Source organism: Simiduia aestuariiviva (assembly GCF_014192475.1).
Taxonomy (GTDB): Bacteria; Pseudomonadota; Gammaproteobacteria; order Pseudomonadales; family Cellvibrionaceae; genus Simiduia; species Simiduia aestuariiviva.
Genome location: NZ_JACHXZ010000001.1, coordinates 737497 through 763155 on the forward strand (window position 1 = coordinate 737497; position 25659 = coordinate 763155).

Consider the following 25659-nt stretch of genomic DNA (forward strand, 5'->3'; position numbering starts at 1 on the left):
ATGATTTCGCTGAAACAATTGACCTACGCGCTGGCCGTGGAAAAAACGCTGCATTTCAAAAGGGCTGCGGAAGCTTGCCACGTCAGTCAATCGGCCTTGAGTACCGCATTGACCGAGCTGGAAAAGCAGTTGGGAGTGCAGATTTTTGAGCGCGATAACAAGCGAGTGCTGGTGACGCCGCTGGGCCAGGAGGTGCTGCGCAGGGCGCAGGGCATTGTGCAGCAAACCCGCGAATTGGAGCGCTTGGCGGATATTCAAAAGGCGCCGCTCAGCTACCCCATGTCGGTGGGTTTGATCCCGACCATCGGACCTTATCTATTGCCGAAGATTTTGTCGGAGCTGAATGCGGCCTATCCAGCGTTTTCGCTCAGTGTGGTAGAGGAGCAGTCCCACCAGTTGGTGGATATGGTTCGCACTGGCGAGATTGATACCGCGGTATTGGCCTTACCCTTTCCCCACGAAGGCCTGCTGGCATTTGAGTTTTGGGAGGAAGACTTCTACTGGGTGGCCCACAAAAGTCAGGTGAAAAGTAACCAGCGTGAAATTGCCAGCCGAGAACTTGATCAAGCGAAATTGATGTTGTTAAAGGAAGGCCACTGCTTAAAGGACCACATTCTCGAGGCGTGCAAGTTGGGTAATCAAACGGCAAATCACGGGTTTGGCGCAACCAGCTTAAACACGCTGATCCAGATGGTCATAGGGCAGCTGGGCACCACCCTCGTGCCGGCGATGGCACTGGAATCGCTGATAGCGCACAATGATCAGCTATCGGCCGTGCACTTAAAAGAGCCCAGCCCTCATCGGCGAATTGCGTTTATCGTGCGCCCGAATTATTCGCGTTTGGCCAGTGTCGAAGCACTGATGGCTGTCTGCAAGAGCGCGCTGATGGCTCGCTAGTGGTAAATAATGTGTTGAGATTGCGTGTGATTTTTCTATGACCCTTCCCGTTTTGTACTCCTTTCGTCGCTGCCCTTACGCCATGCGTGCGCGGCTCGCCCTGCTGGCCACACAGTGCGCGGTGGAATTGCGCGAGGTGGTGTTGCGCAACAAACCGGAGGCGCTGTTGGCGGCGTCACCTAAGGGCACTGTGCCGGTGCTGATACTGCCCGATGGCGCGGTGATTGATGAGAGTCGAGACATCATGGCATGGGCCTTTGCACAGCGCCCGGACCATCCGATGGCGCGCGTAGCGGATTCGCTCTTGCAGGATTGGTTGGATGACAACGATCAGCAGTTTAAGCATTGGCTCGATCGCTATAAATACGCGGACCGTTATCCGGACCAGTCGGCGGCTTACTATCGTGAGCGCGGCGAACAATTTTTAGCCAGACTTGAGGCTCAGCTTAAGCAGTCCGCAGGTGAATACCTATTGGGCGCGGACCCCAGCTGGTTGGATTTGGGTGTTATGCCCTTTGTTCGTCAGTTTGCGCACGTGGATCGCACCTGGTTTGATCACAGTCCCTACCACCATGTTCGACGCTGGTTGGATCACTGGCTTGCCGCCTCGTTATTCTTACAGTGCATGAAGAAATATACCCCTTGGGTACCCGGTGCGCCGCCCGAGGTTTTTGGCCGCTAAACCGCGCCGTGGCACCAACCGGTGCCTTGCTCTCGACGGTTACTGGCGCGATGCCTTCTGATTCGCGCACTACCACTGGACCCACCCAAAATGGCCAATTGGCCCAATAGAAGGGCTAAGCCTGAGCCTTGGTAAATGCTATTCTGTACGGCTATTTTTCCGCACCGCCCGTCGGGTGGTTCGAGCGCCAACTGCAGCGCTGCCATTTGCTAATACAGAGGTTTTCATGTCTGACGATCGCCAAGCGCCCAGCCGCCATCCCGCGCTGGATTACCATGAGTTTCCAAAGCCCGGCAAGCTAGAAATTCGCGCCACTAAACCATTGGCTAACGGCCGCGATTTAGCGCGCGCCTATTCTCCCGGTGTGGCAGAGGCGTGTATGGAAATTGTCGCAGATCCAGCGGCGGCGGCGAAATACACGGCGCGCGGCAATCTTGTGGCGGTGGTAAGCAACGGTTCAGCAGCATTGGGGCTTGGCAACATAGGGCCCTTGGCGTCTAAGCCCATCATGGAGGGCAAGGCGGTACTGTTTAAAAAGTTTGCCAACATCGATTGCTTTGATATTGAAGTGAACGAATCCGATCCTGAAAAATTGGCGGATATTGTGACGGCGCTTGAACCCACCTTCGGTGCCATCAATCTGGAGGACATCAAAGCGCCCGACTGCTTTGTTGTGGAAAAATTGTGCCGCGAGCGCATGAATATTCCCGTGTTCCACGACGACCAACACGGCACGGCCATCGTGGTGGGTGCCGCAGTCACCAATGCGTTGCATGTGGCAGGTAAAAATTTTGGCGACATCAAAGTGGTGTCCACCGGTGGCGGTGCCGCGGGCATAGCGTGCCTGAACATGTTGGTGAAGCTGGGGGTGAACCGCGAAAATATCTGGCTGTGTGATATTGAAGGGCTGGTTTATCAGGGGCGCAGCAAAGAAATGACCGAGCAAAAGGCGGCATTTGCCCAGGCGAGTGATCTGCGCACGCTTGACGACGTGATCGCGGGCGCCGATTTGTTTTTAGGTTTATCCGGCCCGGGCGTGTTAAAACCAGACATGGTTAAGCAGATGGCGGCGCGCCCAATTATTTTTGCGCTGGCCAATCCCACACCAGAAATTATGCCCGACGAGGCCCGTGCCGTTAGTCCCGATGCGATCATCGCCACAGGCCGGTCCGACTTTCCGAACCAAGTTAACAACGTACTGTGCTTTCCGTTTATTTTTCGCGGTGCGCTGGATGTGGGTGCCACAGAAATTAACGACGCCATGGAAATCGGCTGCGTCGAAGGCATTGCCGCGCTTGCGCGTGCATCTACCAGCGCTGAAGCCGCCGCCGCTTACAAAGGCGAGAACCTCAAATTTGGCGCCGATTATTTAATTCCCAAGCCCTTCGACCCGCGCCTGTTGGCGACGGTGGCCTGTGCCGTGGCAAAGGCCGCTATGGAAACCGGTGTGGCAGTGCGACCCATTGACGACTTGGCCGCCTATAAAGAAACGCTGAATCGCTCGGTATTTAAATCGGCACTTATCATGCGTCCTGTATTCGAGGTCGCCCGCAGTGCGGTGCGGCGTATTATCTTTGCCGAGGGTGAAGATGAGCGAGTGCTGCGCGCGGCTCAGGCCATTACCGAAGAAATGAATCACAAGCCGATTCTGATTGGTCGCCCCGAGGTGGTGGAAAGCCGGTTGGAGCGCTTTGGTTTACACATTAAACCGGGGCGCGATTTTGAATTAATTAACCCTGAACACGACGATCGCTACGCTGACTATTGGGCCAGCTACCACGAGCTCATGCAACGCAAAGGCGTGACGCCGGATCTCGCCAAGGTCATCATGCGTACCAACGCCACGGCCATTGCCGCGGTGGCCGTTCAGCGCGGCGATGCCGATAGCATGATATGCGGTACCTTCGGGCAATATTTGTGGCACTTAAATTATGTGCAGCAAATTATCGGCACTGACAAATTGCGACCGGTGGGCGCTTTATCGCTGATGCTACAAGAAAAGGGACCACTGTTCATTGCCGATACCCATGTGTTCCCTGAGCCTACACCTGCGCAGGTGGCCGATATTGTCATTGCCGCGGCGCGCCATGTGCGCCGTTTCGGACTGACGCCGCGTATTGCACTGTGTTCGCAATCGCAATTTGGCAATATGCAGTCTCGCTCGGGTGAAGTCATGCGCGAAGCCATTGCCTTGTTGGATGCGCAGGCGTTGGACTTTAGTTATGAAGGTGAAATGACGTTAGACGTGGCGCTAGATCCTGACTTGCGCAACCGCATTTTTCCCAATGCGCGTTTCACCGATCCTGCCAATGTGTTGGTGTTTGCTAATGCCGACGCAGCCAGTGCCGCACGCAACATTTTAAAAGTGTGTGCCGATGGATTGGAAGTGGGGCCGATTTTGATGGGCATGGGTAACAAGGCGCACATCGTTTCGCCTACGATTACTGCCCGTGGACTCCTCAACATCGCCGCCTTGGCGGGCACGCCGGTTCACAATTACGGGTAATACTTTCGCGATCTGCACTAATAGCAGTGTTGACTGCGAAAATAGAAAAGGGCCGCGTGGGCCCTTTTTTATTTTTCAGTGTAAGTTTGTACACGCGTATGAAAATAGTGTTACTTGTCACCGGTGATGTGGGCAGCGTTTTTGATGACTCGAAAGTCACAGTTTCCTTTGGTAACAGTGACTCATGCGTCACAAATAGGTGCGTGCAGATGATTGTAAAGCGCAGTTGCGCTGACTATGGTGTTTTCACTTTCTCGCGGCCACCGTGGATGGTTTGTGTAGATGTATGTGCTGGTGCTTGGCCAGCCACAATGGGGTAAACCACGGAAATTCGGATGATGTCAATCCAAGGCTGTATTGGAGGTGAGCAATGACATATCGCGCCGTTGTCTGCGCGATGTGCCAAACATAATAAAAGCAAAAAAATAAGGACACCCTCATGAAGCGCATCTTATCGATGTCTCTCGCCTGTATACTTTTTTCGTTTATTTCTTTTTCTTCTGCACACGCCGCCGACACTTCGGGCCGCACTCAGCACCCGATCGTTTTGGTCCATGGTTTATCTGGCTTTGATAGCATTCTTGCCGATTATTTTTACGGTGTGAAAGGCGCATTGCGCAATGTGGGCGCTACCGCTGTGTATACCCCGCAAGTAACTGCATTCGCCAGCAATGAAGCACGAGGCGAGGAGTTGTTAGCCTATGTGGAAGATTTGTTGGCCGTGACCGGCGCCCAAAAGGTTAATTTAATCGGTCATTCTCAAGGTGGCCCTACCGCCCGCTATGTGGCCTCTGTGCGGCCAGACCTAGTGGCATCGGTTACCTCTGTGGGCTCCCCGCATTTTGGTTCACCGGTGGCGGATCTTATTAAAGATTCGCCATTGGAAGGGCCGGCACTGGCCATTGGCAACGCAGTGGGTGCGCTGTTGGCTGCGCTTTCTGGCGACGGCTCGCAGCAGCAAAATGCCATGGGTGCGCTTGCTTCTTTAAACACTGCGGGCGCGCATGCATTTAATGCACAGTTTCCACAGGGCTTGCGCCAGGGCAGCTGTAAGAAAACGCCTACTTATAATGCAGGTTCCTGGTGGTGGCCAAACTATGTTAAAGATTACTCGGTTAACGATGGTCCACGCGTGGTCAATGGCGTGCGTTACTACTCTTGGAGCGGCACCTATACGCCAGCCTTTGACTCAAATGTGCTAGACCCAACCGATGCGTTTTTAGGTTTGACGTGGTTATCCATAGGTGAGGCGAATGATGGTCTTGTGGGGCGTTGTTCGTCGCACATGGGGCAGGTGATTCGCGATGACTACACCTTGAACCATATGGACGAAATCAATGGTCTGTTTGGTTTGCGGGGTTTGTGGTCCACCAATCCCGTGCAGTTATATGTTTCCCATGCGCGCCGATTAAAGGCTGCAGGGCTATAAGCGCCACGCGGTGGGACTTAATTGTTCCACCGATTTACGCGTGACTCTGGTGTTACCTTAAACGTGATGAAAGCGTGACGTAAGCGTGATTATGATGAAATCGACCTGGTTGCTTGTGTTGTTATCCATTTGGCTAATGGGAATCGCCATTTACGGTGTTTTTTTTGTGAGTGATAACCGCGCGGATGTGACTTACCCAGACCAGGTAGTGCAATCAGGTTCGACGACTCATCGTGCACTTGAGCCCGCAGCGCTACAGCAGGTTTTTGAAAAATCATCAGAGCAGCAAGCGGCCTATGAGGTATTGCTGTCTACATTGCCGGCATCCCTCGCCGATGTGCCTCGCCCCTCACTCCTCAATATCGATAGCAATGGCGAATTGATTGTCGATATCCAGCTTCGAAATTTGTTTGAGTACTATCTTTCAGCATTGGGTGAGGAACCGCTTGAGCTGGTGTTAATTCGTATTCGGCACGCATTGTCGGAACAATTGACGGCGGATGCGCTGGCGAAGGGAGAGGCGTTGTTGGAGGCCTACGTACAGTTTCGCAATCAACAAGGTGTGATTCGCAATGACTATGAGCAGCTTTATGCTGCCGATGGATTCAATTTACAAGCGATTCGCGCCATGAAGCACGCAGAGCGGCAGGCGCGCCAATTGTATTTTACCGATGCGCAATCAGAGGCCTTGTTCGGGCCGGAGGATATGTCGGAGGATGCACTAATTGCGCGCTTGGCCGTGCTGCAGGACGACAGCTTGAGCCAAGAGGCGCGCGCTGAAAAACTACAGAGCATTGACCTGCACTCACAAGCGGGTATCGAGGCAGAGCGCAACCGCGTGCTTCAATCAACATTGGCGCAGGATGCGCTGCTCGTGGCGCAATCCGAAGATGCATATCGCGCACGGGTGGACGCGTTTGGCGACGACGTTGCACAGAGATTGCAAGCGCGAGACGCAGAGCGCGCCCAGTGGCGGGCGAGGGTGGCGGCCTATCGGTTGGACTTGCAGCCGTTGATGGTTAGCAAGCCCATAGACCCGCAGTTGTTATTTGATTTGCGCCGCTACCATTTCACTGGTGCCGAGCAGGTTCGCATTGCGGCATTGGATAGCATAGAGCTTGGCCTGTAGTCGTCGCCTAGGTGGCCTAGCTGCCCCGCTTAAACAACTTCCCGCCGCAGGATGTTCAACATGGCTTCCGAGGGCAGAAATAATCGAATGTCTTTGCTAATTTTATCCAGTGCTTCAAAGATATAGTCAAAGTGGGTGCAGCCAAGAATTAAAATTTGCACGCCACTCTTGGTCAACGCGCTAGTTAATTCCTTGAGCGCGTGTAAATTGACGATCATCTCGGGCGGCAAATTGGCCTCGATGTCCTCGACAATTTGAAGGTTGCCAATGCCGATGACTTTTGCGGTGGGGTTGAATGCCAAAATGTTTTTTTCGATATTGGCCGTGCTTTGACAATTCGCCGCGAGCAGGCCGAAGTTTCGGTACTGTTTAGTGAGTTGTTGGTACACCTCGATGGGTGTAACGACTTTTACTTGGCTGTGCGCATGCACACGCTCAAGATTGATGGCACCACTGAGCGAGTTGCAATAGATCATGATGGCGTTCATGCCTGCGGCCACTAAGGTATCCATGGCGTTGAGCACCAATTGTGTCAACGCATCTCGATCCAGTGCTTGTAAATTGGTCTGTGCCTGCGGTGTTTGTGAAATTGAAATGCCGAGCGCACGAGTCTGTTGGGCCTCTAAATAGTTAAGACCGAACTTGGTATCCGTTAAGGTGCCAGCGATGACGCCCACTGCCAATTCACCACTGTCGATATTGTTGCTTATCATGCCATTACCTCTTTAACCGGCGCGGTGGCAGCGGCTAACCCTACGCGGGTCCGCAGCCAATCTAAATAAAATCCATAGGGGCGACCCAGTAATCCCGCAATCAGGGATACCGTAATTGCCGCCTTCAATATCTCGGCGGCTCCTGCACCGCCCAAGATCATATTTCCGACGTACAAGGGCATTTGGAAAGACAGAAAAACGCCCGTATCCAGCAGGTAGAGTTTCCAGAATCCATCGGTTTCTTGGGCGTTAAAACGCTGGAATACCCAGCTGCGCCAAAGGCCAAAGGGGCGCGCCACCAGTGAGTTGAGCAGCAGCGCTACCAGTCGCACCTGCAAGTGTTCCCGCCAGCTCATACCCGCAATGATGATTTCGATGGGCAGTGCCACTAGGTAAGAAAAGCTATTCATGGCCCAGACATCGACGGCAGTGGCCAGCCAAGGGCGGTGTGTGCGGGTGGTCATGGGGCAAATCCGGGCGACATCGAAAAGGGGCGGCATTATTCTTGTTTGTGGCCCATCTGTCTAGTTTTTGAGCACATTTGTTGCGCGATAAAGTGGGGCGGGTTATTTAAAACAGCCCGCTCCACAGCGCCTAATCTACTAGGGCGCAGGCGCTCGGGCAGTGCCGACTGTTATGGATTGGATGACTCCTGCGCTGCAGGCCATTGGAATGCACTCATGGCTTCCACAGTTTTATCGATTAAATCACTCAAGGTATTAAGGTCCTGATCTCGTAAGGACATGATTTGTTCGTCACCGTTGGTAGATCTTCGCTCAAGTAATAACTCCAACTCAAATGAGAATTGATGGAGACGCATAGCCGCGACGTTGCCTGCCATGCCTTTGATCGCGTGAATTTGCTCTTTCAATTCGGTGAGCTTCTTTTGCTTGAAGTTGTTGTGCATTGCCAACTGTTGTCGCTCGGCATCTTCTGCAAAGAGCGTGACCAAACGAGTGGCGAGGTCGGGCTTTTGGCGACAAAGTTTCCAGAATTTCTCCGTATCCCAAAGGGGCATATGCATGTTTATTGAGTGATCATCCGCAGTACTTGACTGGTCGTGTTGGCTATCGATTTTTTCACCGTCAGGGGCGCGTTTGGAGTTGTTTTCACCTTGTAGCCACAGCTTTAAGCAAGCTAGAAGGCGGTTGTGGTCAATGGGTTTGGTTAGGTAGTCGTTCATGCCCGCCGTCAGGCATTTGTCGCGATCGCCTTTCATGGCGTTAGCTGTCAAGCCGATAATGGCAATGCCGCTATTCATGGTGCCAGCAGCGCCTGCGCGAATGCGCCGTGTCGCCTCATAACCATCAAGAATTGGCATCTGGCAATCCATTAGAATTGCGGTGAACGGTTCTGAAGCAGATTGCAATGTCGTGATAACGTCTTCGCCGTTGTCGACGACCGTGGCGTTCAAACCTAAATCTTTGAGAATGCCAACGGCGACGGCCTGATTTACGACATTGTCTTCAGCGAGGAGCAGCCGCGTGTATTTTGGCCAAATTATCCCTTGTTTGTTAGCAGGGAGCGTCGAGCGCTCCTTGAAACTTTGCAGGTAACTTTGTGTAAGTATGTCATGTTCATGACTTTGTGAATCTGTTTCAGCCAAAATAGAAAGTGTATCCAACAAGTCATGGGTATTGACCGGCTTGGGAAAATAACCACTAAACCCGATTTCTTTGAAATTGGCTTGTTCGCCTTGGTAGCCTTGGGATGTCATCATGACTAAGCGAATACTTTTAAAGTCTTCATTTGCTTTCAATTTTTCGCCTAACTCTGCACCATCCATTTCGGGCATGTTCATGTCGATGAAGGCAATGTTAAAAATGGGTTGATCTTCGCCGGCTTCTATTTTTGACGAAAGTAATGCCAGCGCCGCTGCACCACTGGCAGCCTCTTCTGTATAAATTCCCCAGGATTTCAATTGATCGCACAATACCAGTCGATTGGTGGCGTTATCATCAACAATAAGTACACGCAGGTTATGGAGTGTCGCTTCTGGCACAATGCGCGCTTGGTGCTCACTGATGGCGAGGTTTAATTCACAAGTAAACACGCTACCTTGACCTGCTTCACTTTCAACGCGAACGCTGCCGCCCATGGCCTCTGCAAGTTTTTTAACAATGGCAAGTCCGAGCCCTGTGCCGCCATATTTTCGGGTGGTGGAACTGTCAACTTGACTAAAGGATTGGAATAGATTTTTTGCGTGTTCCGGTGCTATCCCAATACCTGAATCTTTAACTGCCAGTTCGACCCTAACGGAATCACCCTGCCGTTCGGTTTGCGCTGAGATGACTATGTCGCCACTGGCAGTGAACTTAATGGCATTGCTGACTAGGTTGTTCAGTATCTGAGAAATTCTTCCAGGATCTCCAACCAATGTTGCATGCTGTACGTTGGTCAGGTTCACGATGAGCTCTAAATTTTTCTCTTCTGCTTTTATGGAAAGCTGGCTGGCTACATCGCCAATGATTGCCAGTAAATCGAAGTCAATTGATTCCAGGTCTATTTTTCCAGCTTCGGCTTTAGAGAAATCCAGTATGTCATTAATAATGCACAGCAGGCTGTCGGCACTGCTTTCAGCTAAACGCACCATGCGCCGTTGTTCGTTGTCTAAATTTCTTCGTGATAAAAGTTTCAGCATGCCAATGACGCCATTCATGGGCGTTCTAATTTCGTGGCTCATGGTGGCGAGGAATTCACTCTTGGCCTTGGCTCCGGCTTCCGCGTGCTGTTTGGCGCGGACTAGCTTTTCCTCGTGCAGTTGTCGAGCGTCCATCATGATATTAAAGGTGGTGGCGAGTTGCCCGATTTCATCATTAGAGCGCACGTTAACTCGGGCGGTTGAGTTTCCTTGCGCTGCTTTATGGGCAGTGTTTGCCAGTTCTGCGAGGGGGCGAGTAATCCGCTGTGATAGCCACGCCGCGGATGCTATCACTAGCAGGGCAGTGACGAGAGAGATTATCCAAATAAATCCGCCGAGCCAGCTGACGACTTTTAGTGCATCTGTTCGATCAATCTCACTGATAAGCAGCCATTCGACGCCCATTGTTTTAATAATCTGCCCAGCCCCTATGACGGTATTTCCGTTGACATCAGTGTATTCATACGCGGCGCTGCTCAACGCGTTCGCTTGCCATAATGTGAAGGGTTGGGAGTCTACGGTGTGATTGAGGATAGAATCTAGCTCTCCAGAGAGCGGGCTGCGCAACAAGCCGTCTCGCCCGACGAGGAGGTGTTTGGTGTGTGAGTTTTCATCAATCTGTAAGGTTTGGATGAGGCGATCGAGGTGGATCTGCAGCGCAATAGCGCCAATGCGTGCGCCTGTGTCGTCAGTTAAGGGTGCGACTAAAAACCCTAGAAGTTGTCCATTTTTTGGCGTATACCTTTCTAAATCTGAAAAGCGAGTTGCACCCGTGTTTAGCGTCGCCGTTACGGTTTTGGCAAACCGACTTTCTTTGAGCACTCCCGTCTTTAAATTGCTGCCGAGATCCTTTGCGCGACCGTGGGCGTACAAGATGTTGCTGCTTGAGTCTATGAGATATACATCATTGATATAGTCGTAGCTGAAGATTAGGTTTTCAATGTGCTCATTGTGCATTGCCGAAATTTCTTCCCAGGCATAGCTACGAGTAAACTGTTGCACTGACTGACCGCTGGCTATATGGCTTTCTGACAGTGTTATTAACAGGTTGGCGTTTTCCCGAATGCGCGCCTGCCGCTGTAAATCCATGTATCGATAGTCAAACCAATTGTTGATGAAGCGCGTGATCTTATTTGTTTCTCGCAACAAGGCCTCATAGGCCTCTAGAGTGAGCTTTTCGCTGGTAAAATGAAAGCCAACAGTGCCCACAAATGCAAGCGGCAGCAAACTTAATAGTATAAGTACCGATAGTATTTTCAGTCGTAAGCTGCGCTTTTTTTGCTTCGTTGCTAGAATATGTTTAGTCTCCATCGCCTACCTCCCCTTCGGAAGGAACCGTTCCAAGTTGGATTGCAAAGGCATCTATATCTATTTCATGGGTCAGAATTCCCGCCTCCACCGCTAAATCCATAATGTATTTTAGACCCGGTTTATCGATGTCTAAGTGGTTGTAATTAATAACGGCCAAATTGGGATTTAAACTTGCGGTGATGGCTGCGGGCGAATGTGCTGGGATGTGTTTGCGAATATCGGTGATGATAGATTCCATTGCCGCGCCCCCTTGTTGGCGGGCCGATTCAATATCTTGAGCTGCGCGTTGAATGTAATGCATGACTTCACGTATCGCAGCAAGCTTTTCATTTAAAGCCTGATCTGACGCCACTGCTATGCACTCCACATGGCCCTTAGGCCAAGGGAGTACATCTTTTGAGTACCAGGCAATTTTGCCAAAACCTTCGGTCTCCACAACGTCGGCAAAGGGCAAAGATTGCTCAAAGGCCGCTGGCTGTTGGCGTTGACTTTTCTCACGTAGAAAAAGAGGAGATTTTGGCGGTGCTAGTGGCCTTACTTGCACTGGCGCGTTGACATTGGGTGTGATGGCTAAGGTTAGCCCCTGACTTTTAAGATATTGATAGAGCGCGACGGCGTGGGTTGATTGAAGGTGCGGCACAGCGACGGGAATCGCGCGCCCAGTAGATTGGCGATATCGCTGAATTGAGTGTGCTAATTGGGCCTTTGGTTTACGCGCCTCGCGCTGTGTAGGCAGATCAATCCAGCTCGCCATTACGTCATTAATGGCGAGCGCATTGCCATCGCGGTGCATCAATCCAACCCAGCGGAAATTACTGTCCTCTTGAAACATTGCCATTGCCAAGGGGGCCATAACAAACGCAAGGTCTGATTGCCCTTCTCTAAAATGCGCGCGCAGCAAGTTCCAATTTTTCATTTGTCGGATTTGGAATGTTGCCCGTTGCATCTGGGGGCTATAACGTTCGTAGGCAATGATGGCGGCGTAGTGGTCGGCGAGGGGTATGTAGGCAGCGGTGATCGGCGTGCGTCCAGAGGGGGTGGCAGATTGGCTGGCGGCCACCGAGGTTGCCGTCACTAATGCGGTGAGCGTGGTCAGCGAAAAGCCCACCAGCAGCGCTTGGGTAAGTCGCTTTAGTGTTGATTTATGGTTGCGGGGCGAGATCCTCTGGTCCGGTCGAGAAGGTTGTTTTGACACATTTGATCCAATTACTGAATTGATCACCACAGTGAAAGCGCAAAGCGCCATTTAAATCTAGCAAAGGTTGATTGTAAGGCAAGTTAAATGGGCTCTTCTCCTGCGTCGCGAAGCAGCCTACAATGTCCATTTTACTGGAGGAATATACAGTGTTTGGTAAGAGCCATTTTTTCGCTTACATCAGCAAAATTCGCTGGATTATCCGCTGGGGGCTTAAGCGCAATGCCATCGCGGAAAATGTCATGGAGCACAGCTGGGAGGTGGCCACCATCGCCCACGCCTTGGCGGTCATTCGCAACCGCATATACGGGGGGCAGGTGGATGCCCATTCGATCGCGACGGCGGCCATGTACCACGACTGCAGTGAGGTGATCACTGGCGATATGCCGTCGCCCATCAAGTATCACTCCAAGGCGATTCAGGCGGCCTATAAAGCTATTGAGCACGAGGCGGAGCAAGAGTTGGTGGCCCTGTTGCCGGAACCGCTGCGGGCGGATTTTTCAGCGGTGATGATGGAGTCGCAATTGCCCGCCGAGCACCGCCAGCTCATCAAGGCAGCAGATACCTTGTCGGCCTATTTAAAATGTCAGGCAGAGCTTGCCACGGGCAACAAAGAATTTAGCAAAGCGGCAGTGGATATCGGCGAGCGTCTGGGCGCCTATGGCCTACCTGAAGTGGACTACTTTCTGCAGGTATTTGCGCCCAGCTATCAGCTCACGCTCGATGAGTTGCTCAACCACGATGGCAAGGGCGCCAAAATGTCCGATGTGGAGCAAGCCTTGATGGCTGAGCGAGCCTAGGCCCACTCGATCACTGTTACTCCGGAATTTTTGTGGCCTGCCAGGCCACGGCCTGCCAGCGGCCTTCGCGTTTTAGAAAGGTGCCCGTGTTGAAATATTGCTGAACGCGGACCTGTTCGCCCTCGGTCATTTCTCCCATTAATCGAAAGGCGATGATGGCCGTGGTGCCATACAGCTTAATTTCTATATCTTCAGCCCAATAGCGGCTTTTGGTCTGCTGTTCTGTCGCTGGGGTATCTTGCATGCCCGCCAGTATCTTGGCCTTGCCAAAGCGCTGGCCGCTGGAGCTGGTATACACCAGATCATCCGCCCAGAAGCGTTGGTGTTGTTCGATGTCGTCGCTGGCGCCCTGCAAAAATGTATGGAGCATTTGGGTGAGGTCTGCGCGATCGTCTGCATGGGCAGGTAGGGCGAGCATGCATAGGAGTAAACAGCTAGTCAGTATTTTCATGGCAGTAGGCTTTATAAGATTGATGAAATTTGAGGTAGAGGTAGAGGTAGTGGCTCCGTCGATACGCTACCACGATGCAGTGGGGCGTTCGACGGCTGCCGTTATAGGCATTAGGTTTGGCTTCAAACGCTTGTTTGACTGATTTTCGTATTTATGTATATAAATCAATAGCTTAACGAGTCTTAGTTAATGTGGAACACGAACATCAATTAATGATTAAGTATTAATTTGCGCCCGCCTGTCGCATAAATCATCCTTTCATCTCCCATCCTATTGCCTGAATAAGCAGGCGCTGTCCTCTTGAGTGGTACCTTAGTGCGGGGTTTTAATACAGCCTGCCTAAAACGGCTACTGGCGGCTAAGCGGTGCAATCGACTCTGTCGCCAGCAGGGGGGCGTATCTATATCCATATATTGATGCGCTACCCCGACATGGAGCTAGACAATAATGATAAGCGTTGAAAATCTTGGAGTTCAATCATGCTGAAACCCCTTCACGCCCTGTCACTGGGTGCGCTGTTACTTTCGACAGCCTCAGTGGCCGCGCCAACCCCCACTCATGCTTCAGGCCCCTTCGATTTGGCCATTGCCAACGAAGACCGTCTGTTGGATATGCTGCGCGCATCCGGCAAAATTCCTGCCACTGCCTCTATGGCGGAAGCGGAAGCCGCCGTTAAATCCTATTTGCGCGAGCGCCAGGAAGCTGAGCGCGCCAAGCATAAGTGGGAAGCCTCGCCCTTTGCCAAAAACAAGTCTGCGAAACTCAAGCAGTCCATGATGAATGGCAAGGGTAACAAGTTGGGTCAGGCCAAGAAAAATGCACCTGCCAACATGACTCCAGAAGCCTATGATGGCGAAAAGCGCACTGCCAAAGTGCTCGCCATTTTGATGGACTTCCAAGACTTTAAACACAACGACAATCAGCCCGCTGACACGGCCATGTACTACGCCGACTACGCCGCATCTCACTATGCGGACCTGCTGTTTGGCGAAACCTACGCTGGCCCCAACGGTGAATCCTTGATCACCATGCGCAGCCACTATGAGCAGCAGTCAGGTGGCAGCTACAGTGTCGAAGGTAGCGTAGCTGGCTGGTACACCGCCTCACAAAACGCGGCCTACTACGGCAACAACGCCAATGGCAACGCGCGTGCGTTGATCAAAGAAGCCTTGATGGCGGCCTCTGCGGACCCAAGCATTAACTTGGCCGATTTTGACCAGGAAGATCGCTACGATCTGGACGGCGACGGCAACTTTTGGGAGCCAGACGGCCTTGTGGATCACATTATGGTGTTCCACGCCTCTGTTGGTGAAGAAGCCGGTGGCGGCCAGTTAGGCGAAGATGCCATTTGGTCTCACCGCTGGAACTTGGGTGGTGTGTTCCCAACCGGAACGCCCTCCAATGCGCCTTACTGGGGTGGCATGATGTCCGCCTATGACTACACCATTCAGCCTGCGGATGCCGCAGCCGGTGTAGCAACCCATGAATACGGCCACGATCTGGGCCTGCCTGATGAGTATGACACTCAGTACACCGGCGCCGGTGAGCCCGTGTCCTACTGGTCCATCATGTCTAGCGGTAGCTGGGCGGGCACCATTCCTGGCACTGAGCCAACTGGCTTCAGCGCGTGGAGTAAAGAGTTCCTGCAAAACAGCTTAGGCGGCAACTGGTTGCACGGTGCCACAGTGCACAGCGATGACATTCCCGCCGGTGGTTACGAAGCGCTGTTAGATCAAGCGGCCAGCAAAGGTACCAACAACGATGCGATTCGCATTGATTTGCCCCTGAAAGAAGTGGTTATCGCTCAGCCCACCAGTGGTGAGTTTGCCTACTACAGTGGCTCTGGCAACAATTTAGAAAATGCCATGTACGCACCCGTAAATTTGACCGGCGCGAGCGAGGCTAAGCTGACCTTTAAGGCGTGGTTAGACATTGAGCAAGACTGGGATTACGGCTATGTCATGGTGTTCGATCAGAACTTTGATCAGCACTTGATTAGCGGCAATATCAGCTCAAATACCAACCCCTATGGTCAAAACTTTGGTGGTGGCTTCACCGGCAACTCGAACGGCTGGGTGGACGCGGAGTTTGACCTGAGTGCTTTTGCAGGCCAGCAAATTTACGTGATGTTCTACTACTGGACTGACGGCTATGTCGCAAACCCCGGCTTTTACGCTGACGACATTGTTATCACCGCCGATGGCAACAACGTATTGGCTGACAACGCCGACAGCAACAATCAGTTTGCGCTGGACGGTTTTAGCGTTAACAACGGCAAGTCCTATAACGAGCACTACTACCTTGTAGAGTGGCGCACCCATCAAGGCGTTGACCAAGGTTTGGCGCATGTTATGCGTGGCGGCCAGCCAATGCCTTTCAACGAAGGTATGTTGGTGTGGTATGTGGATAACGGCTTCACAGACAACTGGACCGGTGTTCACCCAGGTGACGGTTTCCTAGGTGTTGTGGATGCCGATCAACACACCGTAACGTGGAACGATGGCGAAGCGGCCAGCACCCGTTACCAAATCCACGATGCGGCCTTTAGCCTTGAGAAAACGCCGAAGTTGTTCCTGGACTTCAGCTACGCAGGCTTTACGCTGAAAGACAACTTCACCAAGCGCAACCCTCTGTTTGACGACGGCAACAGCTACATGAGTGCCGATATGCCAGACGCGGGTCGTAAGGTGGTACCTTATGGTTTGAAACTGCGTGTTGTTGGCCAGAGTGCTGACAAGTCAGTGGGCAAGATATTGATTTACAAATAAGCTAGCCCCGCTTTGAAAAACGCCCGCTTCTGCGGGCGTTTTTTTTGGCGGTAATTTTTTATGGAAAGCGCGGCGGGGTGCTGCTAATGTCGAGCTTTCACTATTCGTATACAGAGGTTGTTTATGGCGTTTTCCGCAGAGCTGCAAGACGAAGTTAACCTGCTGTTGCAATTTGATCTCAGTAGTACCTTGGCTGGCCTCAAGGTTCACAGCAAGGCCTCACCGACAGCAATTGCCGCGGCACAACGATTGTTTCAAAAGGGGTTGGTCGATCATGTGGATGGCGGATACCTCACCGCCTTGGGGCGTGAAGCCGCAGAACATGTGCAAGCGGCTCAGCGCATTCTACAAGCGGATTGACGCGTAAACGCTTAGCATTGTGGACCTGCGCGGTATTGATGTGCATCTTGTGGTGGCCTGCTGGATTTATAGGTAGGCGCGCACTACACAAAGACCCAGTTGCGGCGCGCTAGTAGGTGCCCATGTTAGGTGTTTTTTATAGCTAAGCCCGCTGACAGCGGGCTTTTTTATGTGACATTGATTTAGCGACACCCTTCTCCTGACGTGGCCCCTGTGCTTTAGTAAAGGGCGCATTGAGCACCACCTTTTCAGGAGGATGTATGTCAGAACAATCGCCCTCAGAACAACCGCCCCATGAAAGTCCGCAGCGCGATCGTATAAAGCGATTAGTATCCGAAGTTAAATCGGAGTTAAATCACGCTGGCGCCAAGCTCGGAGATTTGGATGAGCAGATGCACGAGGTCGCTGAGCGTTTATCTCGGGCGAGCGAAGTGGCTCGCTTGCAGGCACACTTGGCCGCCATGGATTCAAAGGCAGCGTTAATTTCAGGGCGCCAAAAGGCGAGGACTTTGGCGCAGCGCGCACTGCGTAATTCACACACTCAATGGGATCACCTCGTGCTACAGGCACATCTTGCAAAAATGGATTTGGGCAGTTTTGTGGAAGGTCCGGGTGCGGAATTGGTGCGCGGTGTAAAAACTGCGGGCCGACGCGCAGAGCACGAATTGCATTTGGCTATGCGCGAGATGAGCAAGCACATGGATGACATAGCCCAACACATGCGCCGCGAAGTGTAAGCAAGCTTTTCAATTCTGTCGCGCCTGTGTCAGTATCCGCATTTTGGCAGTGGTTGCAGGAACACGTTTGGTAGACGCGCCGACAATTTACTTTATCCCAGGCACACAATGCGACGAACAGTTGTGGCAATGGTTGTGGCCGCAATTCCCGGACCTTAACTGCAGGCATTTGGCGATCCCTGTGGGTGCCAGTGTGGCCGATGTGGTTGATGGCTTGGTGGCGCAATTGCCCGCAAATCCGGTTGCGGTATTTGGATTTTCCTTGGGCGGTTATTTAGCCGCCGCCTTGGCGCTGGCCGCCCCAGACCGAATCGAGCGACTATTTGTCTGCGCCAACAGTGCCTGTGCACTGCCCACCCAAGAAATATTGCAGCGACAACAGCTCATTCACGCTATCGATCGGTTTGGCTATCGCGGATTGCATGACAATAAAATTGCACAGATGGTGGCTCCCGAGAATTTATCCAGCTCGGCAATTGCCGATTGTATGAAAGCGATGGATCAACGTCTGGGGGTGGACAATTTAATTCAGCAGCTGCGCGTCACCAGTGAACGGCTTGACCTACAAGCAGCGTTGGCTTCGCTTGAGATCCCAATCACCTACTGCTACGGCGAACAGGATAAATTGGTGTCTGAATCTTGGGTGGCGGCATTGGTAAAACGCAATCAATGGGTGCGCCAGTGCGTCATTCCCGGTAGTGGACACATGCTGCCCCTGGAACAGCCGGAAAAATTAGCGCGGGCGATTAAATCGTGGCTGGCGCCGCAGTAAACCCGTAGTAATCACTTTTGTCATCAGCACTTTAGCAATCAGCACTTTAACCATCGCCCCAATCGATGCGTGCCAGCGCAGTGCTTCGCACTTGCCACTGTGCTGAGTGCCAGTAAATATTCGCTAGCGCAACTGCACATAGTAACTGCGACCATTGCGCAAAATTTGGAGCAGCAGTGTTCGGCCACCTTGGCGGGCAATGGTGGCCAAGTCGTGCAGGTTTTTCACCCGTCGTTTATCAATTGCCACTATCACGTCTCCTGGGCGCAGACCGCTGAAGGCGGCGGGAGCGTTTCGGGCCATTGCGGTAACCCAAATGCCTTGGTTGTCCGCGGCGTTTTCCAGTTGTAACCCTGATAGCAGTGGGTGGATGTCGGAGGCGTCCGCACTGGCGATTTGCGGCGGTTGAATATCAACGTTCAGTGCGTGTTCCCTTCCCTCGCGCAGAATGGTAAGCGTGACTGTGTCACCGATGGCCTTTACTGCCAATAAACTGCGCAATTGCGCACTCGAATGGGTTGCGTCTCCATCGATAGCCACAACAATATCACCCACCCGCAGTCCCGCGGCGTGAGCGGTAGAGTTTGGGTGAACCTCAGACACTAGTGCTCCGTGTTGCCCAAGTGGCAGTTGAAAGGCGTTGCGCAAGTCGGGGCTGATATCTTGTAGCCCTAAGCCCAAATCCCCTCGGCGCACTTCGCCGTACTTGAGAATCTGGCGCATGCTCGCCAATGCCATGGCCGTGGGAATGGCAAATCCGATGCCGACATTGCCGCCTGCCGGCGCGATAATGGCCGTATTTATACCGACCAGTTCGCCGGCTAAATTAACCAGCGCACCACCGGAGTTGCCGGGATTAATAGATGCATCCGTTTGAATAAAATTCTCGAAACCCTCTATGCCAAGGCCACTGCGCCCGAGCGCACTGACGATGCCGGTGGTGACAGTTTGACCGAGTCCAAAGGGATTGCCTATGGCCACCACATAGTCGCCCACCTCGACTGTGAAACGCCCTAGGGTGCTGACGGCGGTGAGTTGGTCTGCTTGAATTTGTAACACCGCGATGTCCAGTTCAGGGTCGGTGCCGCGAATTATTGCGGCAAAGGTGCGCCCGTCAATGAGCGATACCTGAACTTGATCTGCATCTTTGATGACGTGGTAGTTGGTAATGATAATGCCATCTTGAGCATCCACTATCACGCCAGATCCCGCACTTTGTTGCCGTTTTTTGGGTTGTTGATAATGGCGTGGCACATTGAAAAAATGGCGAAAAAAGGGGTCGTTCAGGAGTGGGTTGTGGTTGTATTGTTGGGTGGAGTAGGTGGCGATATTGACCACTGCGGGATTGACTTGCTTTAGCATCGGGGCCAGCGAGGGGAAGGGCTTACCGTCGGCATCTACCGCGGGCAGCGCACTGTATACTGCGCTCGCATGTAATGTAAAACTGCTCAGCAGTAGGATGAAGCGAGCAAATTTTTTCATGAGCTTCCCTTTTAGCGCTAGACCATTGCGCTCACGTTAGCATATTGGTGCGGGCTGGTTGTGGTGCAGCACAGTAAAAGGGCCGGGGCCTTGCGGCACCCGGCCGCTGGCGTTAGGCTGCTTGATCGCGTTGTTTATCAGTTTTGTGCTCCAACACATTGCTGCGTTGGTTGATGGCAATGGTACGGGGTTTCATAGCCTCAGGGATTTCTTTGACCAAACTGATAGTCAACAAGCCGTTGCTCAAGTCTGCGCCAATTACCTGGACATAATCTGCCAAATTAAATTTTCGCTCGAAGGCGCGATTGGCTATGCCCTGATGGAGGAACTTGCGATCCTCTTCTTTCTGCTTTTTACCGCGCACAGTCAGTACGCCCTTCTCTACGGTAATATCGAGTTCGTTCTCTTCAAAGCCAGCAACCGCTAAAGTAATACCGTAGCGATTTTCCTCTAGCTCCTCAATATTGTAGGGAGGGTAGCCCGAAGTCACAGTGTCGGCGCTCATGGCGCTATCTAATAATTGCGCCAACCGATCGAAGCCGATGCTGTTGCGGTAGAGGGGGGTTAAGTCGATTGCATTCATAATATATCCTCACAATAAGCGATACATGTGGAAAACAAAAGTTGCCAATGAAGTCTCATTGAGCACAGCGTTGGCATAGGTAAAGATGGTGCTTCAATGCTGTTTTTCAAGGCGCCCAATTATAAAATATTGGCAGAAGCCGCGTTTCATATATTGGATTTTTTTATAAAAACGCCCCGTTTTGCGGGGCGTAAACTCGCGCTGGATGTGTTCTATGATTGATCCCCTGTGTTGGCGTCCTCCTTGTTGTGGTTGGCTACCAAGGTGGAGAGTTCGGGTGCATGCAAGCGCTTAAAGTCGAATTCACTCACCTCAAAGGCAGTGTCGAAGTCGCTACGCTTTATATAGTATTTATTGTCATGTTGCATTAGTTGGTAGTGCAGCGGTTCTGGTTGCCCGGTATTGACGACCTGCAGTTTTGCGCTCGTTTCGGGTTCGAAGATTACCCCCTCTGCGACTGACTGCACGCGCAAATTTGACAGCGCTGTGGCCAGCGCGCTCACCTTGCCGCTGTCAACTTCGATATCCTCGGCGTCAACTAGGGCCCAGTGTTGCTCCTCTTTTTTAAGCGTAAAGTCCGCCCCTGCAATTTCCACCGGCGACTTGGCGGCGAGCAGGCTGCGATCCAGCCACTGCTGTTGATCGCCTAAAAAGTCAAAGCGATTGAGATTCACTGTGTAAACGGCATCCTCATTAGCGCGCCTCAGGTGCAGCTGGCGCAATCCGGGCGAAGTGCCGAGTAGGTAGTGCCCGACCGAAGCCTGGCCCGCGAATAATTGTACGCGCCGTTGGGCATTGTCTTCGGTCAGTTCAAATCGCTCATGACTGTTGCTTTGCGTTGCAATGGGATAGGTTGTTTTTTGTTCGCTCAGTTTCGCCAACAAATTGCCCACCTTGCTTTGATCGGCAGGTAAACTCTTTAGATCGGGCAGCCGCCACTGTTCCGATGACTTCACGAGCGTGGTGTGTTGGTCACCTTCGGTAATCACGATTTTATCTACTGCCGCAGGCGACGTCGCCAATAGCGGAGCGGCCAACGGCGTCTGTTGATATGTATCCATCCAAAGCATGCCCGAGGCAGCCAGTAACTGCACGGCCAACAATCCGCCGAGCCATTGAGATAGTTTTTTCATGTGTGCCTCCTTACTGTGCCAGTAGCGCGCGATAGATACGCGCCTTCTTGCGTTTGTGTTGGCGGGCAAACAGTGCGATTGCTGCCAGCGCAATAGCCGCGAGTAGATAGTTGGTGTATTCCCAAAACACCTGAGTGCGTTGATCCAACGGTGGCAGCGTGCGGTTAAAGTGACCGCGCGATCTGATGCTCATCAATCCTGCATCCTCAAGCGACCAATCTATGGCGTTATTCGCCACCTGTAAGCCTGCAAGGTATTCACCTTGCTGCGCACCGCCGGCAAGGCGGATGACCTGATCGCGTAAGAAGTCGTTGGACGAAAAGAGGATAATGCGCGCGGCCTCTGGCGAATGAGTGATCACGCGATTGATCGGTGTGCTCGCATCGCTATCGCGAGTTTGATCAGCATTATCTGCGTCGTTTTTCGCTAACAGGGGCGAAGGCTTATCTTTAAAGTAAGATTCAAATCGTCCCTCACTGATGACGCCCAGGACATGGCGCCCTACATCCTCTTGCGCCTGCATTGGGCTCAGCCCTTGCTCTGTGAGCGTCGGCATTATATTGCGGTCGCTGGATAGGCCGGCGCCTTCAGAGCTGTGGAGCAGCTCGGTAATGGTGCGCGGGTCATTTTCATTTACTGAAATGGGCGATGACCAGGCCAACGTCAACTGGCCGAGCGATGCCGTAATGGGGTGCGTCTGGTTTAAGCCCGCTCGCCGTAGATCTGGGAAATATGGGTAGTCCAGCAATCGCATGTCTTGTATTTGAAAGCCACCTAAATTGCGAGTGACCGGTACGGGAAAGGCCGCGTTTTGTGGATCGAGCACCAGTTTTTTCTCGATGTTCAATCCGTGGTGAGCAAGCCAATCTTGCAGGCCGCTGTGCACATCCCGCAAGCTCAAGCTCCGACTGCTGAGCGATGCAGAAAAAGGCGAGGTTGCGGCGATGACAGTGCCGCCCTGCATTAAAAACTGATCCACCGCGAACAGGGATTTCTCATCCAGATTCTCCGGCGCAACCAGCATTAGCAGATCCGCGTCGCCGCTCACGCTGCCATCGCTTAGGTCCTCGCGCTGGACGTTGAGGTCGGTCCCTAAAAATTGTTCCAGTTGATCGAATCGTGCGCCGCCGGATGCATAGGGCGAATAGCCAGATTCGGGCGCCACTAGCGCCACGGTTTTGGTAAACCCTGAGGCGAAGCGTTTAATACCGGCATCCAGATTGCGTTTGAAACTGGTTTCACTCAGGTCGTCGAGGGGTAGCTGGACCAGTTGTTCGCCATTTGAGAGTGTCAAATAAAAATAGAATCTATCGCCGCTCAGCAAATCCGTCGCCATGGGTCGAAAGCCGTAGTCTTCGGCGATGCGCTGCGCTAATTCGCCACCCTTTGCGTCCGGATCATCCATTCGCACCGTAAAACGGCCTTGCGCCTGCGATTGATATTCCTGCAATACGTCTGTAATTGTCTTGCGGAAGTCAATCAGTGGCTGAGGCAGCAGCTCGTTAGGCGACAGATAACCGGTAAAGGTGAGTTCACTTTTAACGGTATCAAATAAATTGCCGCCAGCCTGGTAGCTATGCAGTACTTTCTTAATGGCGCGGGTGAGATCGTGCTCAGGATTGCGCAGCTGCACATCTAAATCGGATTCGGAGCGCGCTTGTACTTCGATGAGGTCACGGAACCCAAGGACGTGATGTTCGTCACCGTAGGCGATGAGCACGTTAAAGTAACTGCTGACGATGGATGACTGATACCGATCCGCCACTTGAAATGGCACTGGCACAATGGCGTACTTTTGGTTGGCCTCTTGCTCCAGCTCGGGGTGGCTGAGGGGGTCGATGAACTCGACTCTCACTTGGCCGCCGCCGGCAATTTCATATTCGCGAATTAAATCGCGCATTTGTGGTACCAGCGGTGCCAGCAGTGGGTGCGTTTTGCCACTGAAATAACCACGAATCAGCAGTGGTTCCTGTAGCTGATCTAAATAGTTGTGCGTGGCGTCAGACAGCGAGTAGATCTGGCCTTGAGTGACGTCCAAGCGCAGCGCGGTCAATTGACCAAGCCACAGATTTGCGCCCAATGCGTTGGCGATGACGAGACCCGTGACGAGTCGCCATTGGCGATGTTGTGGGCGATGTCGTTGAGTCACCCAGCGCTCGCGTTCGAGCACGAGGGTATTGAGCGTTAAAAACACCGCCACCATACTGAGGTAGTAATAGAGGTCGCGCAGGTCGATAACGCCACGGGTTATTGCTTCAAAACGGGTGCCGGTGCCGAGTAGCCCCAGCCACTCCGCCGTTTGATGGCCGAACAAATTGGTGACCACTGGGTGCCCGAGTAGGTAGAAAGCGCCGCAAAGGGCTGATGCACTTATCAAGCTGACAATGGCATTGTCACTGCGTGCCGATACAAACAACCCCATACTGAGGTAGGCGGCACCCAACAACACAGTGGCGAGGTAGCCGGCCCAGACGGGTCCCCAGTCGAGGTCGCCCAGCAGCGCCACGGTCACTGGCAACGGCAGGGTGATCAGCAGTGCAAGGCACAATAAAAATAGACACCCTAAAAATTTACCCATCACAAAATGCCACAGGGGTACAGATTGAGTGAGCACATGTTCTAGTGTGCCGCTGCGTCGCTCGTCACTCCACAGTCGCATGGTGAGCGTGGCGCAAAGAAAAATCAGCAACAGTGGCATCCATTCAAACAGCGGTCGTACATCGGCAATGTTGCGAGCAAAAAACGCCTCGCCCCAGAAGAAGGCGAACAGGGTGATGGCTGCAAAACTGCCTAAAAATAAATAGGCGACGGGCGATGCAAAAAAGAGAGTGATTTCTTTTGCCGCCACGCGCAGGGCAGGGTGGCGGGTTTTTACTAGCGTATTAGGCTGCACGGTTCACCTCCTGTACTGACTGCTGTCGAGTGTTGGCCGCTTTGAACAGGGTTTCCAAATCCCGTTGTTCGGGGGTCAATTGCCAAAGTTGATGATTGGCGTTGACGAGTTTTTTGGCGATGCGCGCGCACAGTGCGCGTTGATTGGCCTCGGGCGCAATTGCAATGGCGTATCGAAAACAGGGGCTTGGGTCGCCTGCGCTTGGCGTGCTCGAGGGCAACAGTTCCACACTGAGGACATCCGTCAGTTGCGCTAATAATTCTTTATCGGCGCTCGGTAGGCTGGTGTCCAACAGGATGCGGTTGCTTTGGCACAGCTCCGACAGCTTGGCGTCTACGGCTAACTGGCCCGAGCGCACGAGCAGAACCCGGGAGCACAGGGCCTCAACCTCTTGCATGATATGGGTCGACAAAATGACTGTGGCATCGCGCGCAATTTCCCGAATCAGTGCGCGCATCTGCAATGTTTGCTCTGGGTCCAAGCCGTTGCTGGGCTCGTCCAAGATCAGTACCTTGGGGCGGCCTAGAATCGCCTGCGCTACGCCGACCCGTTGTTTGAAGCCGCGCGACAGGGTGGCAATAGTGGCGTTGAGCTTGGCGCCGATGTCGGTGGCGCCAATCACGCGCTTAATTTCCTCGCGCTTGTGATTGCCCGCTAAGCCCTTGAGATCGGCGGCGTAATCCAGATAATCGGCCACGGTCATCTCCGGGTAGACCGGTAGATTCTCAGGCAGATAGCCTAGGCTGTGTTGAATTTTTTTGGTGTGTTGAGCAAGGTCGAGACCGTCCACCATGACCTTGCCGTGGTCGGGCTCTAAAAACCCACTCAACATTTTCATGATGGTGGTTTTGCCTGCGCCGTTGTGGCCAAGCAAACCAACAATTTCACCCTTTGATATTGAAAAACTGACCGAATCGACGGCGAGATATTCACCGTAGCGCCGGCTTAACTGGCTCACTTCCAGCATAGCGTCCTCCGTGGTATGGGAAAAGGTGGTGGAATCGTTTCAAAAACAAATAGGTGTGAGACGCACTGCGGGCAGCCGCAAGTGCAGGGCGGGGGAGGCTGTATCTCGCGTAAAAGGCCATAACCGAGTTCCCGTGGTTGCAGGCAAAAGCGCCTCACTATGGAGTTTTGCGAAAGATGAACAGAAATTAGGGACGCCAAAACCGGATTT

General features: G+C 52.7%; 20 protein-coding genes. 10 read left to right on the forward strand and 10 right to left on the reverse strand.

Annotated features, from left to right (window positions below; all coding sequences use genetic code 11):
• The 5 genes from FHS30_RS03380 (at position 1) to FHS30_RS03400 (ending at position 6643) form a co-directional block, all read left to right on the forward strand.
• Complete coding sequence (locus FHS30_RS03380; RefSeq protein WP_183908303.1) at positions 1–897, forward strand: hydrogen peroxide-inducible genes activator; 897 nt, start codon at positions 1–3, stop codon at positions 895–897.
• 37 nt (positions 898–934) lie between these two features.
• The gene (locus FHS30_RS03385) at positions 935–1579 is read left to right on the forward strand and encodes a glutathione S-transferase (RefSeq protein WP_183908305.1); all 645 of its coding nucleotides are present in this window, start codon (positions 935–937) and stop codon (positions 1577–1579) included.
• Positions 1580–1805: 226 nt separating this feature from the next.
• Entirely contained in the window at positions 1806–4085 is a 2280-nt protein-coding gene (locus FHS30_RS03390) for an NADP-dependent malic enzyme (RefSeq protein ID WP_183908307.1), read from the forward strand.
• Between the two features lie 439 nt (positions 4086–4524).
• Entirely contained in the window at positions 4525–5514 is a 990-nt protein-coding gene (locus tag FHS30_RS03395) for a lipase family alpha/beta hydrolase (RefSeq protein ID WP_183908309.1), read from the forward strand.
• Between the two features lie 91 nt (positions 5515–5605).
• The gene (locus FHS30_RS03400) at positions 5606–6643 is read left to right on the forward strand and encodes a lipase secretion chaperone (RefSeq protein ID WP_183908311.1); all 1038 of its coding nucleotides are present in this window, start codon (positions 5606–5608) and stop codon (positions 6641–6643) included.
• A 29-nt stretch (positions 6644–6672) separates the two neighbouring features.
• Here FHS30_RS03400 and FHS30_RS03405 read toward each other — a convergent pair whose 3' ends face one another.
• The 4 genes from FHS30_RS03405 to FHS30_RS03420 form a co-directional block, all read right to left on the reverse strand.
• A complete protein-coding gene (locus FHS30_RS03405; protein WP_183908313.1) occupies positions 6673–7356 on the reverse strand; it encodes an aspartate/glutamate racemase family protein in 684 nt (227 codons plus the stop codon).
• Entirely contained in the window at positions 7353–7820 is a 468-nt protein-coding gene (alaE, locus tag FHS30_RS03410; RefSeq protein WP_246341117.1) for an L-alanine exporter AlaE, read from the reverse strand. The genes FHS30_RS03405 and alaE overlap by 4 nt, the downstream gene beginning before the upstream one ends.
• A gap of 170 nt (positions 7821–7990) precedes the next feature.
• Entirely contained in the window at positions 7991–11308 is a 3318-nt protein-coding gene (locus tag FHS30_RS03415) for a response regulator (protein ID WP_183908317.1), read from the reverse strand.
• On the reverse strand, positions 11298–12503 hold the full coding sequence (locus FHS30_RS03420; RefSeq protein ID WP_183908319.1) for an ABC transporter substrate-binding protein: 1206 nt from the start codon (positions 12501–12503) through the stop codon (positions 11298–11300). Before FHS30_RS03420 ends, FHS30_RS03415 begins: the two co-directional genes overlap by 11 nt.
• Before the next feature lie 122 nt (positions 12504–12625).
• Between FHS30_RS03420 and yfbR the strand changes: the two genes are divergently transcribed.
• Complete coding sequence (yfbR, locus tag FHS30_RS03425; RefSeq protein WP_183908321.1) at positions 12626–13303, forward strand: 5'-deoxynucleotidase; 678 nt, start codon at positions 12626–12628, stop codon at positions 13301–13303.
• Between the two features lie 16 nt (positions 13304–13319).
• Here the strand turns inward: yfbR and FHS30_RS03430 are convergent, their stop codons facing one another.
• On the reverse strand, positions 13320–13754 hold the full coding sequence (locus FHS30_RS03430) for a nuclear transport factor 2 family protein (protein ID WP_183908323.1): 435 nt from the start codon (positions 13752–13754) through the stop codon (positions 13320–13322).
• A gap of 479 nt (positions 13755–14233) precedes the next feature.
• Between FHS30_RS03430 and FHS30_RS03435 the strand changes: the two genes are divergently transcribed.
• The 4 genes from FHS30_RS03435 to FHS30_RS03450 all read left to right on the forward strand — a co-directional run bounded on the left by FHS30_RS03435 (position 14234) and on the right by FHS30_RS03450 (position 18391).
• Positions 14234–16522, forward strand: a complete 2289-nt coding sequence (locus FHS30_RS03435) for an immune inhibitor A domain-containing protein (RefSeq protein ID WP_221197126.1) — start codon at positions 14234–14236, stop codon at positions 16520–16522.
• A gap of 123 nt (positions 16523–16645) precedes the next feature.
• Entirely contained in the window at positions 16646–16882 is a 237-nt protein-coding gene (locus tag FHS30_RS03440; protein ID WP_183908325.1) for a TIGR02647 family protein, read from the forward strand.
• A gap of 260 nt (positions 16883–17142) precedes the next feature.
• Positions 17143–17619: a hypothetical protein gene (locus tag FHS30_RS03445; protein WP_183908327.1), complete on the forward strand. Its 477-nt coding sequence runs from the start codon at positions 17143–17145 to the stop codon at positions 17617–17619.
• Between the two features lie 49 nt (positions 17620–17668).
• A complete protein-coding gene (locus tag FHS30_RS03450) occupies positions 17669–18391 on the forward strand; it encodes an alpha/beta fold hydrolase (protein WP_343048907.1) in 723 nt (240 codons plus the stop codon).
• A gap of 123 nt (positions 18392–18514) precedes the next feature.
• Here FHS30_RS03450 and FHS30_RS03455 read toward each other — a convergent pair whose 3' ends face one another.
• The 5 genes from FHS30_RS03455 to FHS30_RS03475 form a co-directional block, all read right to left on the reverse strand.
• On the reverse strand, positions 18515–19873 hold the full coding sequence (locus tag FHS30_RS03455; RefSeq protein ID WP_183908332.1) for a Do family serine endopeptidase: 1359 nt from the start codon (positions 19871–19873) through the stop codon (positions 18515–18517).
• Positions 19874–19985: 112 nt separating this feature from the next.
• Positions 19986–20456 carry an Hsp20 family protein gene (locus FHS30_RS03460; RefSeq protein ID WP_183908334.1) on the reverse strand — a complete coding sequence of 157 codons (471 nt, stop codon included), beginning with the start codon at positions 20454–20456 and terminating at the stop codon, positions 19986–19988.
• A 212-nt stretch (positions 20457–20668) separates the two neighbouring features.
• Positions 20669–21589: a DUF4340 domain-containing protein gene (locus FHS30_RS03465; protein WP_183908336.1), complete on the reverse strand. Its 921-nt coding sequence runs from the start codon at positions 21587–21589 to the stop codon at positions 20669–20671.
• Positions 21590–21599: 10 nt separating this feature from the next.
• On the reverse strand, positions 21600–24482 hold the full coding sequence (locus FHS30_RS03470; protein ID WP_183908338.1) for a Gldg family protein: 2883 nt from the start codon (positions 24480–24482) through the stop codon (positions 21600–21602).
• A complete protein-coding gene (locus tag FHS30_RS03475; RefSeq protein WP_183908340.1) occupies positions 24472–25449 on the reverse strand; it encodes an ABC transporter ATP-binding protein in 978 nt (325 codons plus the stop codon). Before FHS30_RS03475 ends, FHS30_RS03470 begins: the two co-directional genes overlap by 11 nt.
• Positions 25450–25659 lie beyond the last annotated feature (210 nt).

Coding starts and splice junctions, on each gene's coding strand:
- FHS30_RS03380 (WP_183908303.1), top strand. CDS start 1: ATGATTTCGCTGAAACAATTGACCTACGCGCTGGCCGTGGAAAAAACG.
- FHS30_RS03385 (WP_183908305.1), top strand. CDS start 935: ATGACCCTTCCCGTTTTGTACTCCTTTCGTCGCTGCCCTTACGCCATG.
- FHS30_RS03390 (WP_183908307.1), top strand. CDS start 1,806: ATGTCTGACGATCGCCAAGCGCCCAGCCGCCATCCCGCGCTGGATTAC.
- FHS30_RS03395 (WP_183908309.1), top strand. CDS start 4,525: ATGAAGCGCATCTTATCGATGTCTCTCGCCTGTATACTTTTTTCGTTT.
- FHS30_RS03400 (WP_183908311.1), top strand. CDS start 5,606: ATGATGAAATCGACCTGGTTGCTTGTGTTGTTATCCATTTGGCTAATG.
- FHS30_RS03405 (WP_183908313.1), bottom strand. CDS start 7,356: ATGATAAGCAACAATATCGACAGTGGTGAATTGGCAGTGGGCGTCATC.
- alaE (WP_246341117.1), bottom strand. CDS start 7,820: ATGACCACCCGCACACACCGCCCTTGGCTGGCCACTGCCGTCGATGTC.
- FHS30_RS03415 (WP_183908317.1), bottom strand. CDS start 11,308: ATGGAGACTAAACATATTCTAGCAACGAAGCAAAAAAAGCGCAGCTTA.
- yfbR (WP_183908321.1), top strand. CDS start 12,626: ATGTCCATTTTACTGGAGGAATATACAGTGTTTGGTAAGAGCCATTTT.
- FHS30_RS03430 (WP_183908323.1), bottom strand. CDS start 13,754: ATGAAAATACTGACTAGCTGTTTACTCCTATGCATGCTCGCCCTACCT.
- FHS30_RS03435 (WP_221197126.1), top strand. CDS start 14,234: ATGCTGAAACCCCTTCACGCCCTGTCACTGGGTGCGCTGTTACTTTCG.
- FHS30_RS03440 (WP_183908325.1), top strand. CDS start 16,646: ATGGCGTTTTCCGCAGAGCTGCAAGACGAAGTTAACCTGCTGTTGCAA.
- FHS30_RS03445 (WP_183908327.1), top strand. CDS start 17,143: ATGTCAGAACAATCGCCCTCAGAACAACCGCCCCATGAAAGTCCGCAG.
- FHS30_RS03455 (WP_183908332.1), bottom strand. CDS start 19,873: ATGAAAAAATTTGCTCGCTTCATCCTACTGCTGAGCAGTTTTACATTA.
- FHS30_RS03460 (WP_183908334.1), bottom strand. CDS start 20,456: ATGAATGCAATCGACTTAACCCCCCTCTACCGCAACAGCATCGGCTTC.
- FHS30_RS03465 (WP_183908336.1), bottom strand. CDS start 21,589: ATGAAAAAACTATCTCAATGGCTCGGCGGATTGTTGGCCGTGCAGTTA.
- FHS30_RS03475 (WP_183908340.1), bottom strand. CDS start 25,449: ATGCTGGAAGTGAGCCAGTTAAGCCGGCGCTACGGTGAATATCTCGCC.